The organism is Bradyrhizobium sp. UFLA05-125, from assembly GCF_059803515.1.
The window spans coordinates 108,929-123,699 of sequence record NZ_JBANBJ010000010.1; the positions used below are offsets into that span (position 1 = coordinate 108,929).

Genomic DNA, 14,771 nt, shown 5'->3' on the forward strand with positions numbered 1-14,771 from the left:
AGTTTCCAGAGCCGGGCGGCGCGCGCCCGGCGCAGGAGCTGAACCATGACCCTCGTCAGCGGCTGGGGACGTTTCCCGGTCGTCGATACCGACCTCCTGACGCCGCGATCGTTCGGTGCGGTCGGCGACGCCATTGCCGCGACCTCCGGCGGCGTCGCGCGTGGCAACGGCCGCGCCTATGGCGATGCCGGCATCGGCGTCAGCCAGACCCTCGCCATGACGGCCTTCGACCGCATCAGGTCGTTCGATCCGGCAACCGGGCGCATTCGCCTCGAGGCCGGCGTGCTGCTGTCGGATCTGATCGACACCTTTGGCCCGCGCGGCTTTCTTCCCTACGTCGTGCCGGGCACCCGCTTCGTCTCGGTCGGCGGCGCCATCGCTGCCGACGTGCACGGCAAGAACCATCATTGCGAAGGCGGTTTCGGCCGCTATGTCGACAGCATTCAGCTCGCGACCGGTGCAGGCGAGACCATCGAGGTGTCGCGCGAGGAGAATCCGGACGTCTTTCTCGCCACCATCGGCGGCATGGGCCTGACCGGTGTGATCCTCGAGGCGACGCTGCGCCTCCGACCGGTCGAGACCGGCTGGATCCGCGAGCGGGTGATCTCGACATCCGATCTGCATGCCGCGATGCGCGCGCTCGATGCCGGTGACTCCGCGACCTATTCGGTAGCGTGGATCGATTGCGTGGCGACGGGCAGCAGCCTCGGCCGCTCGCTGATCTATCTCGGCGAGCATGCCCGCGCGAACGAGGTTCCGCATGGCGCGGAAGCATTCTTCCGCGGGCAGGATCCGCGGCTCAACGTGCCCATCGATCTCCCGTCGATGACGCTGAACCGCTACAGTGTCCGCGCCTTCAACGAGCTCTATTACCGCACGGGTGCGCGGCGCGCCGGCGGCAGTCACCTCGTCTCGATCTTTCCCTACTTCTTTCCGCTCGACGGCGTCGGGGCCTGGAATCGGATCTACGGCCGGCGCGGTTTCCTCCAGCATCAATGTGTGATCCCGCACGAGGGCGCGCTTGCCGTGCTCGGTGACATCCTCGATCGCGTTTCGCGGCGCGGCGATGCCTCCTTTCTCGCCGTGCTCAAGAAGCTCGGACCAAGCGACGGCCTGATGTCGTTTCCGATGCCCGGCTACACGCTGGCGCTGGATTTCCCGGTGACCGGAAACATCCTGAATTTTCTCGACGAGATCGACCGTCTCGTCGTCGCCGCCGGTGGCCGTCTCTATCTCGCGAAGGACGCGCGCCAGTCGCGCGCCACTTTCGAGGCCGGCTATCCGGCCCTGCAACGGTTCAAGGAAATCCGGGCATCGCTCGATCCAACCGGAAAAATCCGCTCAAAGCTTTCACAGCGTCTGTTTGATGAGGTGCAGCCGTGACTACTCGCAAGATCGTGCTGGTGTTAGGGGGCAGCTCCGATATCGGACGCGCCACTGCGCGCAGCTTCGCCAAGGCCGGCTGGCACGTTCAGCTCGCGGGCCGGGATGCCGCGGCGCTGGAGCCTGATGCCGCCGACCTGCACGCGCGCTACGGCATCAGCGCCAGCACGCATCGCTTCGACGTGCTGGATACCGCATCGTTCGAAAGCTTTACGGCCGGCCTGCCGGTGTTGCCCGACGTCGTCATCTCGATCGTCGGACTGTTGGGCTCGCAGGAGACGGCACAACGTGACCTCGATCACGCCACGACGATCATGCGCTCCAACTACGAAGGCCCCGCGCTGATCCTCGGCCTGTTCGCCGAAAAATTTTTTGCGCGCGGCAATGGCTCGATTGTCGGCGTGTCCTCGGTCGCGGGCGACCGCGGCCGTGCCTCGAACTACGTCTACGGGTCCGCCAAGGCCGGGTTTTCCGCATTCCTGTCCGGCCTGCGCGCCCGTGCCAGCCGAAGTGGCGTTCACGTCGTCACCGTCAAGCCCGGCTTCGTGCGCACCAAGATGACCGAGGGCATGAAGCTGATCGGTCCGTTGACCGTGGAGGCACAGATCGTCGGCGATGCCATCTTTGGCGCCGTCGAGCGCCGTACCGACGTCGTCTATGTCAGCGGCAAATGGCGCCTCGTGATGCTCACCATCAAGGCGCTGCCCGAAGCCGTGTTCAAGAAGCTGAAGTTCTGAAGCTTCCAGATCGTCGTGGCCAGGCTTGTCCCGGCCATTCACGCAATGCCCCGCGGCACAAAGGACCTGCCACCTACAGGACGAGCCAAGCCCCCCTACTTTGCATGGGGTTGTTTTCGCAAATTTTGGATGGCGGCTAAGCTACACCGTTCTTGCGCTGGAACTGCCCGGCGGGGCGGAAGCGCCAGAGATATTGCGGGGCGATCCCTTCCAGTGAATCCGGCGTGATGCCGAGGCCTTGCAGCGTCAGCCCGGCCGCCTTCGCCGTGTCCGAGACCACATTGTCCTTCTCGAGCAGCGTCACCTGGTCCGGCGTCAGCTTGAACGCGCCCGGCGCGAATTGCAGGAAGTTCGCCTGGAAGCGGGCAAGCCCGAACGGCAGCGGCACCAGCATCCGCTTGCGGTCGGTGATCGCGAGGATGGTCTCGAAGATCTCGCGCATGGTCAGAATTTCCGGACCGCCGAGCTCATAGGTCGCGCCAGCCTTGGCCTTGCCGTCGACGGCATCCGCGATCGCGGTCGCGACGTCGCCGACATAGACCGGCTGCATCTTCGTCTCGCCGCCGATCAGCGGCAGCACCGGCGACATCCGCGCCAGCGCCGCGAAGCGGTTGGTGAACTGATCCTCAGGCCCGAACACCACCGAGGGACGGAAAATCGTGGCCGAAGGCACCGCCGCCAGCGCCGCCTGCTCGCCGGCTGCCTTGGCGCGGGCATAGTGCGAGGCCGACTGCGCGTCGGCGCCGATTGCTGAGACATGCACCAGGGCGGCCCCAGCCGCCGCCGCGGCCTTGGCCACGGTCTCGGCGCCCTTGGCCTGGACGGCATCGAAGGTCTGGCCGCCGCTCTCGGCGAGGATGCCAACCAGGTTGATCACGATGTGCGAATCACGCAGCGCCGCCTCGACCGAGGCCGGGTAGCGCAGATTGGCCTGCACGGTATGGACCTGCCCGACCTTGCCGGAGGGCTGGAGGAAGCCGGCGAGCTCCGGCCGCCGGACCGCGACCCGGATCCGGTAGTCGCGCTTGCAGAGCGCGCGGACGACGTTTCTGCCCAAAAACCCCGATCCGCCGAAAACCGTGACGAGGGTGTCGAGATTCGATGCCATGGGGGTGTTCCTGCCGAAGGCTGTGCCTGAGGCAGGCTTGTATCGGGCCGGTTTGCGATGCGCAATCGGCTGGTCACGTTCGATTTGACAAGCGCGTCATCGATCCGTAGTAACCGCCCCCGTGCCTCACAGGCATGCCCAGGTGGCGGAATTGGTAGACGCGCTGGCTTCAGGTGCCAGTGGCTTCACGGCCGTGAAGGTTCGAGTCCTTTCCTGGGCACCATTTTTCTCGGTAGCTCCCTGATGTGACGGCCGAATCGAGGCCTTGGCGCTGCCATGGGTCCGAATGGGCAGCCGGCCCCGAGCCATTGCCGCCGGTTCCTGATCCCGGGAAATCCCGCCCCACCTTCTCCGGTCCGATTAAGCCGTCCTTAGCGTTTGGAAATTACGGTTTTATCCGTCCATTTCCCTGCTCCCCGGCCGCTGGCCGGTCATGCCAGCCAGTTAAGAGCGCGTATTCGAATGGAGCAGCCCCAATGGCAGCACGAACTTGCCCGAGCGGAGCCGGTGCCGCCCCCGGCGGCCGCGCCGCGCGCGCTGGTCATTGAGCTCGAAGGCGGGCTGCTGCGCTCGGATCTCTTGCTGGAGGCGCTGCTTTGCGAGCCCGGGCACATGCTCGGCCGCCTGCGCGCCGCCGGAAGCTGGCACAGGGACAAGCTCCTGCACCTCGCCGAGGACGCCAGGCTCGACTATGCCAACCTCCCTTATGAGCAGGACGTCCTGAGCCTGGCGCTCGCGGCGCGCGCGCAGGGCCGCAAGGTTTATGTCACCGCCTCCCGCCTCCGCCACCATGCCGAGGGCATCGCCGCGCATCTCGGCTTCGACGGCGTGATCGCGACCGCCGATCTCGACGCCTTCGACTATGTCGGCAACCGTGGTGCCCCGGATGCCGATCGCAAGGTTGGCCTGACGACCTGGGTAAACGCGCTCCGCGTCTATCAATATGCCAAGAACACGCTGGTCTTCGTGCCCCTGGTCACCGCGCATCAGATGAGCCTGTCGGCGCTGGGCGCGGCGCTGCTGGCCTTCCTGGCGTTCTCGGCCTGCGCGTCGGGCGCCTATCTGATGAACGATCTGCTGGATCTTTCGGCCGACCGCCAGCATCCGACCAAGCGCCACCGCGCGCTGGCGGCCGGCGATCTGCCGATCGCCTCCGCGCTCTTCGCGATTCCCGTGCTGTGGCTCGGCGCGTTCGCGGCTAGCCTCTGCATCTCCGGCATCTTCACCGGGGTGCTGGGCGCCTATCTCGGCACCACGATCGCCTATTCGCTGCTGCTCAAGCGGAAGATGCTGCTCGACGTCGTCACGCTGGCCGGCCTCTACACGCTGCGAATCGTCGCCGGCGCCGTCGGTGTCGGTGTGGTGCTGTCGGAATGGCTGCTGATGTTCTCGCTGTTCGTGTTCACCTCGCTGGCGCTGATCAAGCGCTTCAGCGAGCTGACGCTGCGGCAGGGCGCCGGCCTTTCCGATCCCGCCAATCGCGACTACAGGATCGGCGATCTCCAGGTCATTGCGGCGATGGCGGCGGCGAGCGGCATGAACGCGGTGATCGTGTTCTCGCTCTACGTCTCGTCCTCGACTGTAATGACGCTCTACAGCCGTCCCTGGATGCTGTGGCTTCTCAATCCGCTCCTGCTCTACTGGTTCGGCCGCGCGCTGATGATGGCGCATCGCCGCGAGATGCCGGACGACCCGATCCTCTACACCTTCAAGGACAACGCCAGCCGTATCACGGTGATGGCGATGATCTGCATCATGCTGGCAGCGATCTGATGACCGAGACAAGCCTGACCATGCCTATCGACCGGCGCGAGGGCGCCGCGAGCGTTCCGGCTCCCTTCATCGAGACGCTGACGATCGCGCTGGCCGGCTCGCTATTGTCGATCCTGACAAGCGGATTCGTCTTCGGCGTCGACAACAACATCTTCCACCTTCCGATCGTTGCCGGCCTTTACAATGAGCCGCAGTATCAGGACGATGCGTTCATCCAGTCGATGCGCTACTTCGCGTCCGGCGTCTGGATCGTCTTGAGCGACACGCAGAAATATTTTGACCACACCGAGCTGGTTTTCTTCGTCCTGAATTTTCTGTCGAGGGTGCTCTCCGTCCTCGGCTTCCTGTGCTGCGCGTCGCTGCTCGGCATCACCGATCGGCGCGACAGGATCGTGTTCACCTTGCTCGTCTGCTCGATGCCGCTGCTTCTGGGCTATAGCCCCGCGGGCACCGGCGGCCTGTTCATCAACTATTTCACGCACTCGGAAATCGCCAACGGCACCATTCTTCTGGCGATCTATTTCGCGGCCCGGGCGCGGTTCACGGCGGCGACGGTGGCAATGGGTGCCACGTTCTTCGTCAACGCGTTCATGGCGATCTGGCTCGCGCCGCTGCTGGCGTTGATCGCCATTGGCCTCTGGATCAAGAAGGAAACGACCTTCAGTGCGATCTTCTTGCGGACCACGATCGGCCTCGTGATCTCCGCGCCGATCATGTTTCCGGTGCTGCACGCGATCCTGACCAATCCCGAGCTCGGAAAATCGCTTGGCGTGGATTATGCCGCCTATCTCCGCGAATATTTTGCCGGACACTCCCTGATCGATTCGATCTCGATGTCCGGCATCCTCCAGATCACGGAGATCGCGGCCCTTGGCGCAATCGCGCTCTACTGGTTCGGGCCGACAAGCCGTGAGCTGCAGGTTGCCTATCTCGGAGCGATAATTCTCTATCTGCTCGGCGTCGTCCTGCCATCCCTGAGCACGTCGCCTTTCCTCCTCAACATTCAGCTGCTTCGCTCGGGTACGATCATTCATCTGTTGGCGGGCCTCGCCATTGCCGCGCTCGCCACGTGCTGGTTGCGTCGTGACAGCTCTGCCCTGTTCCTGCCCGGCTGCGCGATCGTGCTGGCACTCTATCTGGGCGATGTCGCATTCCTGATTGCCATTCCGATCATCCTGGCGGCCCGACATATTCGCGAAGCGACGGAAGCGGTGCCTCCCTATCGTCGCAGGGTAGGATACGCGTTGCTGGCCATGGCGGGATGCGTGCTGTTTCCGCTGGGCGCCTGGAACTACTTCGTGTTCGATCGGGCCTATTCCGAAGGGGCGCAGGAATGGGCGGATGTGGGCAACTGGGCGCGCACATCGACGCCCTCAAGCGCGACTTTCATCGTGCCGCCGAGACCCGACCTTGACGCAAAACCGACGCCGTCGATTGCGGATATTGCCCTGTCGCGGCAGGGCAACTTTGAATTCGTCTCGCACCGCCGGGTCTGGGTCGACTACAAGCGCGGTGCGGCGGCGATGTGGACACCGTCCTATTACGCGGTCTGGCATCAGCGCATGACCGAGACGGCCGGACTCGGAGATCACGCATCAAAGCTCGCCTATGCCGCACGCAATGGCATCGGTTATGTCGTCGAGAAGTGCGACACGCTGTCGTCCCAGGACGCCGGCAGCGCGCTGTTCCGCACCGCGCATCTCTGCGTGTCCGCCGCCAACCGCCAGGCCGCAGGGCTCTAAAGGCGCCGGGCGCTGGTCATGGCCAACGACAACGCCCAGCGGCCGAACTTGACGGCGACGTCGGTCGGGCAGGCTGAGCTCGCCTTGTCGCATCCCGGTGGCGGTTTCGGCCGGTTGCCGAACGCCTGGTTGCCCCTTTTTGCCGCGCTCCTCGCCACTCTGGTCCTTGCGAGCTTCGTCGTCGACGGCAATTTCGGTGGGCAACTCGGCTGGGACCTCCACGTGAACTGCGCGGGGGTCGATGCCTATGTCGAGGGGTTCGACCCCTATCTCATCAGCAATTTGAAGAACACGACGTTCGCATACCCCTATCTGCCGGTCACATTGGATATCTTCCGTCCGCTGTGCTCCGCGGGGCTGCTCGTTGATCATCACAGGGCTTTCTATCTCGTCCTCGCCATTCTCTGCGGACTGGTGTTGCCCGGTCTTGGCGCGCCCCGTACGGGCCCGCGCGATACATGTCTTAGAGTGCTCTGTGCCCTCGGCGCGTTCGTCGGTTTCGAATGGACGCTGGCCTCCGGGAATTTTTCGATTCTGACCGGATTGCTGACGGCGGTTGCGCTGGCGCTCCTGCTCGGTCGCCTTGAAGAGGAGGACAAGACAAGCTTCATGCTGCGCCTGACCGGTGCCGCGGTGCTCGGCCTCGTGACATCGTTCAAGCTGGTCTTCTGTCCGGTCCTTGCTTCCCTCTACTTCCTGCCGCAGCCGCGCTCTCGCAAGCTCATCCTGATCGCCGTCGCGACTGGCACGTTCATCTTGCCAATCCTGATGTCGATGCTGGTTTACGCCGATCTCTTCGCAAGCTGGCTCCGCGCCATCTCCGGTCAAATTCCTGGGCAGCTTGGCATCGCCCAAGACAGGATGAATCCCTCGCTCTTCATTCTCGTCCAGGGCCTGGCAAGGCAGTGGGGGCTGGCGGGCAGCGAAGCGCTCGTCTTCGCTCTCTATGGGCTTGCAGCGATCGCGCTCGTGCTGGCGCCATTTGCTTTGTCCGTATCGCGCGCAATCGGGGATCGGGCCTCGCTCGAGACCGGATGCTTCGCGAACAGGTTGGATCGATGGCTGATCGATCATCCCCGGCAGGCGGCGCGCATCACGGTTCTGGCGATGTATGCGCTCTACCTCTGTTCGCCGCGCCTCAAGGAATATGCCTTCTTTGAACTGGCGATCTATGCCGCCGTTCTCATCGTCGATCTTCCGGCCATGGTCATGGCGGCCGTCCTGACTGTCGCAATCCTCATTCCGACCTCGGTCTCGATCTCCGGCGGCGCCATCGAAGGTGGCTTCCTTCAGCTTTTCGCAGCGCTGCTGTGCTTCTGGGTCTTCCTGGCCGACTTTCGCAGGGTCCATCGCCCCTGAGGTCGGCTTGCGCGGATATCTGGCAGCGGATACACCGCCGAAGCGGGGACGAAAGGTCAGCCGGCTTTGCGGATTTCGCTCGCGCGCCCGACGCTCGCCAGTTCCCGTTCCCGGCATTAGCCTGCTAGGGCTGCATCTATTCGACTGAAGGTTTGAAACGCCATGACCGTACGCCTGCATCGCGGCGATCTGCCGGACCTGTCCCGCTACACCTCCTCGGTCGCGATCGACACCGAGACCATGGGCCTGAACCCGCATCGCGACCGGCTCTGCGTCGTGCAGCTCTCGCCGGGCGACGGCAGCGCGGATGTGGTGCAGATCCCGAAGGGGCACACCGACGCGCCGAATCTGAAGGCGCTGCTCGCCAATCCCTCCGTCACGAAGATCTTCCATTTCGCGCGGTTCGACATCGCGGTGCTGTACGAGACCTTCGGCGTGATGACGACGCCGCTCTACTGCACCAAGATCGCCTCGCGCCTGACCCGCACCTACACCGACCGCCACGGCCTCAAGGACCTCGTCCGCGAGGTGCTCAACGTCGATCTGTCCAAGCAGCAGCAATCGAGCGATTGGGGCGCGGACAGCCTGAGCGAGCCGCAACTCGCCTACGCCGCCTCCGACGTGCTGCATCTGCACAGCTTGCGCGAACGGCTGGATGCCATGCTGGTGCGGGAGGGCCGCACGGCGCTGGCCCAGGCCTGCTTCGACTTCCTGCCGACGCGGGCAAAGCTCGATTTGCAGGGTTGGGAGGCCGAAGACATTTTTGCGCACTCTTGAGGTGGTCGGTTGTGCCGGCCGGGAGGGTCTCAGGACGCCCCCGGCCGCCCCGTTTCGGACACAGTCGTAGCTGCCTGTCGCGGGCTGCATATTCCGGCGGCGCCGGATACAATCGGGTGTCAACGGGCGCCCCGGAGCAGCGGTGAATTCGGTCCAGAACCCAGCCTATGATGTAGCCTATGACGGCCTGGAGGCGCGCTTTGCGGCCGCGGCGCGCCACAGCCGGCTGGTCCATCTTCTGCGCATCGCCGTACCGGTGACGGTCGTCGTGGCGATGGCCATGGTCATCTTCGTCTCGGCCTTCAACAAGTTCCGGACCACCAAGGAAGTGGCTTTCGATCCCGGAAACCTGGTGGTGTCCGGCACCAAGATCACCATGGAAACGCCGCACCTGTCGGGCTACACGCCCGACCAGCGACCCTATGAGCTCTGGGCCAAAACCGCGACCCAGGACATCAGAGACCCTGATCACGTCGATTTGCACAAGCTCAGGGCCAAGCTCCTGATGCAGGATCAATCGACCGTATTCCTCGACGCCCTCACCGGGAGCTTCGACAACAAGCAGCAGCAGCTCGATCTGCACAAGGATATCTTCGTGCGGACCTCGACGGGCTATGAGGCGCGCCTCAGCCAGGCCTTCGTCGACATGGCCAACAACACGGTCACCTCGGATGAACATGTCGACGTCAAACTGACCAACGGCACCGTGTCCTCGGACCGCCTGAAGATCATGGAGGGCGGCGACCTCATCCGCTTCGAAGGCAACGTCGTGATGCACCTCGACAAGCTCGGCAATGACGAGCCGGCGGCCGCGCCGCCGGCGCCTGCCGAGCCCGCGCCGCCGCCGCCGCCGAAAACGCGCGCCCTCCAAAACAAGTCTGCGACCTCAAGATGATCTCGATGACGAAGCACTTTTTGCGCAACGGTTTTTCGAGAAGCGTTGCGTTCACCGCCGGCGCGCTCGCGCTCGGTGTGACGCTGATCGCAGCAGTGCATGCGCAAAGCACCATGCAGGGCGTGCCCAACGCCATGCAGGGATTCTCGCAGAACCGCGATCAGCCGATCCAGATCGAGGCCGCCTCGCTCGAGATGCGCGACAAGAAGAAGGAGGCGACCTTCGCCGGCAACGTGAAGGTCGTCCAGGGCGATACAACCATGACCTCGAAGACGCTGGTCGTGTTCTATGAATCGGGCGGCTCCGGGTCTGGGCAGGCGGCACCGCCGCCGGCGAAAAGCGCAAAGGCGGCGGCACCGATGCAATCGGCAACGCCCGGGCCGAACGGCAGCTCCTCGATCAAGCGGCTGGAAGCGCGCGGCAATGTCGTGGTCACCCAAAAGGAGCAGGTGGTGACCGGCGAGACCGCCATCTTCGACACCAAGACCAATCTGATCACGATGCTCGGCGGCGTCGTCCTCACCCAATGCAAGAACGTGCTGCGCGGCGACCGCCTGATGGTCGACATGACCACCGGCGTGTCTCGTGTGGAATCCGACAGCGGCAAGGTGCAGGCCCTGCTCCCGCAGGGCGGCGGTGGCGATTGCGGCTCCTCCAAGCCCGGCGCCGGCCCGCCTCTGGCACTCCCGGGCACAAGCAAACCGAAGTAAATCCAGCAGCTTACATCACGCGCTGTCGGAGCGAGGTTGAAGCCTGCCCGACAAGACTGTATCTACCCTGGCGGGCTCGGCGGCGGGATTCCTCTGACAAGGGATCGAGGGTGTTTCTCTGGGCAAGACACACCCTTTCACTCATGCTGTTGCGGCGAATCGCGCCGGGGCGGCAGATCGCGGGATCACCGTGAAAGGCTTGAGACAGCGGGGATGGTCGATTTATTCAGCATGTTCCGTCGGCGCCCCGCCAAACGCGGCCGGCCAGGATTTGCACGCCAGGACATCACCGCGCTCGGTGACAGCATCGGCGGTCTCGTGACCAGCCCGGTACGGGACGCGCCGCCGATCGCGCGCGAGCAGCCGATCCCGACGCAGGAGCCGCCGCGACCGCGCGCGCAAGCTCCCAGACCCGCCCAGACCACCACCAGGACCAACGGCGCGGGCGGTCCGCAGCTGCTGCGACGGCCGGGCCTCCTTGCTGTGCATAGCGTGGAAAAGAGCTTTGGCAGCCGCCAGGTGGTGCGCGGCGTCAGCATCTATGTGCGCCGCGGCGAAGCCGTCGGCCTGCTCGGTCCGAACGGCGCCGGCAAGACCACCGTGTTCTACATGATCACAGGGCTGATCAAGGCCGATCGCGGCGCGATCGAGCTCGATGGCCATGACGTGACGAAGCTGCCGATGTATCAGCGCGCGCGGCTCGGCATCGGCTATCTGCCGCAGGAGGCCTCGATCTTCCGCGGCCTCACCGTCGAGCAGAACATCCGGGCCGTGCTCGAAGTGGTGGAACCCTCGCGCAAGAAGCGCGAGCAGCAGCTCGACTCGCTGCTCGACGAATTCAACATCACGCGCCTGCGAAAATCGCCGTCGATCGCGCTGTCCGGCGGCGAGCGCCGCCGCGTCGAGATCGCACGTGCGCTCGCGACGCGCCCCAACTACATGCTGCTCGACGAGCCCTTCGCCGGCATCGATCCGATCGCGGTCGGCGACATCCAGGACCTCGTCCGCCATCTGACCAACCGCGGCATCGGCGTGCTGATCACCGACCACAATGTGCGCGAGACCCTCGGCCTCACCGATCGCGCCTATATCGTCTATGCCGGTGAAATCTTGACCGAGGGGAGTCCGGATGAGATCGTCAACGACCCGGACGTCCGCCGTCTTTACCTTGGCGAGGAGTTCCGCCTCTAGCCCGATTTTTGCATTCGTCAAGACGTGTACATCGGGCTCAGACTAAGATAAGCAAAAATCGGACCAAAATTTTGGGAACGGTTCTTGCTTCATGGCGCTGACGCAGAGGTTAGAGTTTCGGCAGTCGCAGTCGCTGGTGATGACGCCGCAGCTGATGCAGGCGATCAAGCTGCTGCAGCTGTCCAATCTCGATCTCACGACCTTCGTGGAGGAGGAACTCGAGCGCAATCCGCTGCTTGAGCGGGCCAATGACGAGCAGGGCGCGGGCGATGCTCCGACCGAAGCGGCCCAATTCAGTGATAGCGACGACTCCGGCGGCAGCCATGGCGACGAGCCCGGCGGCGGTTCAGGCGAAGCCTTCGAGCCCGGCCAGGAAGAGTGGATGAGCAAGGATCTCGGCACCCGCGCCGAGATCGAGCAGACGCTGGATACCGGGCTGGACAACGTCTTTTCGGAAGAGCCGGCGGAGGCCGCGGCGCGCAATGCGCAGGATGCGGCGCCGAGCGTCTACACCGAATGGGGCGGCGGCGCCTCCGGTGACGAGGACTACAATCTCGAAGCCTTCGTCGCGGCGGAAACCACCCTGGCCGACCATCTCGCCGAGCAGCTCTCGGTCGCATTCACCGCGCCGGCGCAGCGCATGATCGGGCAATACCTCATCGACCTCGTCGATGAGGCCGGCTATCTGCCGCCGGATCTCGGCCAGGCCGCCGAGCGGCTTGGTGCATCGCAGCGGGATGTCGCCGATGTTCTTGCGGTGCTGCAAAAGTTCGATCCGCCCGGCGTCTGCGCACGCAATTTGAGCGAATGCCTCGCGATCCAGCTTCGTGAGCTCGATCGCTACGATCCGGCGATGCAGGCGCTGGTCGAGAATCTCGATCTCCTGGCCAAGCGCGACATCGCGTCCTTGCGCAAGCTCTGCGGCGTCGACGATGAGGATATCGCCGACATGATCGGCGAGATCCGCCGCCTCAATCCCAAGCCCGGCATGAAGTTCGGCTCCTCGCGCCTCCAGACCATGGTGCCGGACGTCTATGTTCGTCCGGGTCCCGACGGCGGCTGGCATGTCGAGCTCAACAGCGACACTCTGCCGCGGGTGCTCGTGAACCAGACCTATTACACCGAGCTGTCGAAGAAGATCGGCAAGGACGGCGACAAATCCTATTTCACCGATGCCTTGCAGAACGCGACCTGGCTGGTGCGCGCGCTCGATCAGCGCGCCCGCACCATCCTGAAGGTCGCAACCGAGATCGTGCGCCAGCAGGACGGCTTCTTCACCCATGGCGTCGCGCACTTGAGGCCGCTCAACCTGAAAGCGGTCGCCGACGCCATCCAGATGCATGAATCGACCGTGTCGCGCGTCACCGCGAACAAATACATGGCGACGAATCGCGGCACTTTTGAATTGAAGTATTTCTTCACGGCGTCGATCGCCTCGGCCGATGGCGGCGAGGCGCATTCCGCCGAGGCCGTCCGCCACCACATCAAGCAGCTGATCGATTCGGAGGAGCCGTCCGCCATCCTGTCCGACGACACGATCGTGGAACGGTTGCGTGCGTCCGGCATTGATATCGCCCGGCGCACGGTTGCGAAGTACCGCGAAGCCATGCGCATTCCCTCTTCGGTACAACGCCGTCGCGACAAGCAGAGCGCTCTTGGTAACGTCCTCTCCACCGCCCTGTCCGATCGCTCCCGCAACACCGAGCCGGCCTGATTGCGCGCGCCTCAAATCGCGCTACTCTCAATCTCCCCTCGGGATTGATCCAAGCTAGGCACCAACCAGGCGAGGCATCACATGACTCTCCGGATTTCGGGCAAAAGCATCAGCGTCGGCGAAGCCCTCCGCGGGCGCGTCGCCGAGCGCACGGACGAGGTGTTGCGCAAATATTTTGACGGCAATTATTCGGGCCACATTACGCTGAGCAAGGACGGGTTCGGCTTCCGCACCGATTGCGCGCTGCACCTCGATTCCGGGATCACGCTGGAGGCCGATTCGAACGCGTCGGACGCCTATGCCAGCGCCGACCAGGCGCTGCTGATGATCGAGAAGCGGCTCAAGCGCTACAAGAGCCGGCTGAAGGACCGCTCCGCCCGCAAGGCCGCTGCGGCCTCGGCGGCGCTGGCCTCACTGGACGCCACCGCCTACGTCCTGGAGGCTCCCGGCGAGGGCGAGGACGAGGTCACCGGCTATAGCCCCGTAATCATCGCAGAATCGACCACCTCCTTGAGGCAGCTCTCGGTCAGCGAAGCCGTCATGGAACTCGACCTCAGCGGCGCCCATTGCCTGGTATTTCAGCATGGCTCGAGCGGCCGCGTGAACATCATTTACCGCCGGGCGGATGGCAATGTCGGCTGGATCGACCCTCCTGGGTCAAAAGCTGGGAGTTAGACCGCCCTCATCGTGGATTTTGGGATCCTCCCCGTAGGACTCCTGTCTTTAAGGATGAGCACGGTAAAAGGCGTTTGCGGGAGTTGGCACCGGGATTGCGTTGGAGTAGAAGCGCCCCACATCAGGACCGGGGCTAAGTCCGCCTCCTGCTTCACCTTATTGACGCCGGCCAAATCTGGTCTTCCAAGTTGGCCAATTCGGAACCTGACGGCTTAATTCACCTCGGAAAGCTCCATGCCGATTACCGATCTGGTCGCACCCGAGGCGATTCTCCCGGCATTGAAAGTCAACAGCAAGAAGCAGGCCTTGCAGGAACTCGCTGCGAAGGCCGCGGAGCTGACCGGACAGAACGAGCGTTCGGTGTTCGAGGTGCTGTTGCAGCGGGAGAAGCTCGGCACCACCGCCGTCGGCTACGGCGTCGCGATTCCCCACGGCAAGCTGCCCAAGCTGGAAAAGATTTTTGGCCTGTTCGCGCGGCTCGATCGCCCGATCGATTTCGAGGCGATGGACGGCCAGCCCGTCGATCTCGTCTTCCTGCTGCTCGCGCCTGAAGGCGCGGGCGCCGATCACCTGAAGGCGCTGGCGCGCATCGCGCGCCTGTTGCGCGACCAGGACATCGCCAAGAAGCTGCGCGCCTCGCGCGATGCGCAGGCGATCTATTCCGTGCTCGCGCTGCCGCCCGCGACCGCGGCGTAGGCCAACCGCTT

At 64.3% G+C, this 14,771-nt stretch carries 13 protein-coding genes and 1 tRNA gene; 13 read left to right on the forward strand and 1 reads right to left on the reverse strand.

The window, feature by feature from the left end; genetic code table 11:
* The first annotated feature begins 45 nt into the window (after positions 1–45).
* A complete protein-coding gene (locus SO156_RS12980; RefSeq protein WP_498535036.1) occupies positions 46–1,383 on the forward strand; it encodes an FAD-binding protein in 1,338 nt (445 codons plus the stop codon).
* On the forward strand, positions 1,380–2,120 hold the full coding sequence (locus SO156_RS12985) for an SDR family oxidoreductase (RefSeq protein WP_498535037.1): 741 nt from the start codon (positions 1,380–1,382) through the stop codon (positions 2,118–2,120). Before SO156_RS12980 ends, SO156_RS12985 begins: the two co-directional genes overlap by 4 nt.
* A 136-nt stretch (positions 2,121–2,256) precedes the next feature.
* Here SO156_RS12985 and SO156_RS12990 read toward each other — a convergent pair whose 3' ends face one another.
* A complete protein-coding gene (locus SO156_RS12990; protein ID WP_498535038.1) occupies positions 2,257–3,228 on the reverse strand; it encodes a complex I NDUFA9 subunit family protein in 972 nt (323 codons plus the stop codon).
* 136 nt (positions 3,229–3,364) lie between these two features.
* On the opposite strand from SO156_RS12990, the gene SO156_RS12995 reads away from it, so the two are divergent.
* The 11 genes from SO156_RS12995 to ptsN all read left to right on the forward strand — a co-directional run bounded on the left by SO156_RS12995 (position 3,365) and on the right by ptsN (position 14,760).
* Positions 3,365–3,451, forward strand: a tRNA-Leu gene (locus SO156_RS12995).
* Positions 3,452–3,690: 239 nt separating this feature from the next.
* Positions 3,691–5,001, forward strand: coding sequence for a UbiA family prenyltransferase (locus SO156_RS13000; RefSeq protein ID WP_498535039.1), 1,311 nt, complete (start codon positions 3,691–3,693; stop codon positions 4,999–5,001).
* Positions 5,001–6,743, forward strand: a complete 1,743-nt coding sequence (locus SO156_RS13005) for a DUF6798 domain-containing protein (protein WP_498535040.1) — start codon at positions 5,001–5,003, stop codon at positions 6,741–6,743. Before SO156_RS13000 ends, SO156_RS13005 begins: the two co-directional genes overlap by 1 nt.
* An 18-nt stretch (positions 6,744–6,761) precedes the next feature.
* Positions 6,762–8,102 carry a hypothetical protein gene (locus SO156_RS13010; RefSeq protein WP_498535041.1) on the forward strand — a complete coding sequence of 447 codons (1,341 nt, stop codon included), beginning with the start codon at positions 6,762–6,764 and terminating at the stop codon, positions 8,100–8,102.
* A 162-nt stretch (positions 8,103–8,264) separates the two neighbouring features.
* The gene (locus SO156_RS13015) at positions 8,265–8,879 is read left to right on the forward strand and encodes a ribonuclease D (protein WP_498535042.1); all 615 of its coding nucleotides are present in this window, start codon (positions 8,265–8,267) and stop codon (positions 8,877–8,879) included.
* Positions 8,880–9,021: 142 nt separating this feature from the next.
* Positions 9,022–9,774 (forward strand): LPS export ABC transporter periplasmic protein LptC, encoded by a 753-nt coding sequence (lptC, locus tag SO156_RS13020; RefSeq protein WP_458144504.1) that lies wholly within the window; start codon positions 9,022–9,024, stop codon positions 9,772–9,774.
* A gap of 5 nt (positions 9,775–9,779) precedes the next feature.
* Positions 9,780–10,484: an LptA/OstA family protein gene (locus tag SO156_RS13025; protein WP_458144503.1), complete on the forward strand. Its 705-nt coding sequence runs from the start codon at positions 9,780–9,782 to the stop codon at positions 10,482–10,484.
* 213 nt (positions 10,485–10,697) lie between these two features.
* Positions 10,698–11,675 (forward strand): LPS export ABC transporter ATP-binding protein, encoded by a 978-nt coding sequence (lptB, locus tag SO156_RS13030; RefSeq protein WP_458144502.1) that lies wholly within the window; start codon positions 10,698–10,700, stop codon positions 11,673–11,675.
* A 91-nt stretch (positions 11,676–11,766) separates the two neighbouring features.
* Positions 11,767–13,389 carry an RNA polymerase factor sigma-54 gene (rpoN, locus tag SO156_RS13035; RefSeq protein WP_498535043.1) on the forward strand — a complete coding sequence of 541 codons (1,623 nt, stop codon included), beginning with the start codon at positions 11,767–11,769 and terminating at the stop codon, positions 13,387–13,389.
* Positions 13,390–13,470: 81 nt separating this feature from the next.
* The gene (gene hpf, locus SO156_RS13040) at positions 13,471–14,064 is read left to right on the forward strand and encodes a ribosome hibernation-promoting factor, HPF/YfiA family (RefSeq protein WP_458144500.1); all 594 of its coding nucleotides are present in this window, start codon (positions 13,471–13,473) and stop codon (positions 14,062–14,064) included.
* A 234-nt stretch (positions 14,065–14,298) separates the two neighbouring features.
* Entirely contained in the window at positions 14,299–14,760 is a 462-nt protein-coding gene (gene ptsN, locus SO156_RS13045; protein WP_008141251.1) for a PTS IIA-like nitrogen regulatory protein PtsN, read from the forward strand.
* The last annotated feature ends 11 nt before the right edge of the window (positions 14,761–14,771 follow it).

What these genes read in the sequence shown, in the direction of transcription:
- SO156_RS13005 (WP_498535040.1), top strand. Translation starts at nt 5,001, where the DNA reads ATGACCGAGACAAGCCTGACCATGCCTATCGACCGGCGCGAGGGCGCC.
- SO156_RS13010 (WP_498535041.1), top strand. Translation starts at nt 6,762, where the DNA reads ATGGCCAACGACAACGCCCAGCGGCCGAACTTGACGGCGACGTCGGTC.
- SO156_RS13025 (WP_458144503.1), top strand. Translation starts at nt 9,780, where the DNA reads ATGACGAAGCACTTTTTGCGCAACGGTTTTTCGAGAAGCGTTGCGTTC.
- SO156_RS12980 (WP_498535036.1), top strand. Translation starts at nt 46, where the DNA reads ATGACCCTCGTCAGCGGCTGGGGACGTTTCCCGGTCGTCGATACCGAC.
- rpoN (WP_498535043.1), top strand. Translation starts at nt 11,767, where the DNA reads ATGGCGCTGACGCAGAGGTTAGAGTTTCGGCAGTCGCAGTCGCTGGTG.
- SO156_RS13000 (WP_498535039.1), top strand. Translation starts at nt 3,691, where the DNA reads ATGGAGCAGCCCCAATGGCAGCACGAACTTGCCCGAGCGGAGCCGGTG.
- SO156_RS12990 (WP_498535038.1), bottom strand. Translation starts at nt 3,228, where the DNA reads ATGGCATCGAATCTCGACACCCTCGTCACGGTTTTCGGCGGATCGGGG.
- lptB (WP_458144502.1), top strand. Translation starts at nt 10,698, where the DNA reads ATGGTCGATTTATTCAGCATGTTCCGTCGGCGCCCCGCCAAACGCGGC.
- hpf (WP_458144500.1), top strand. Translation starts at nt 13,471, where the DNA reads ATGACTCTCCGGATTTCGGGCAAAAGCATCAGCGTCGGCGAAGCCCTC.
- SO156_RS13015 (WP_498535042.1), top strand. Translation starts at nt 8,265, where the DNA reads ATGACCGTACGCCTGCATCGCGGCGATCTGCCGGACCTGTCCCGCTAC.
- ptsN (WP_008141251.1), top strand. Translation starts at nt 14,299, where the DNA reads ATGCCGATTACCGATCTGGTCGCACCCGAGGCGATTCTCCCGGCATTG.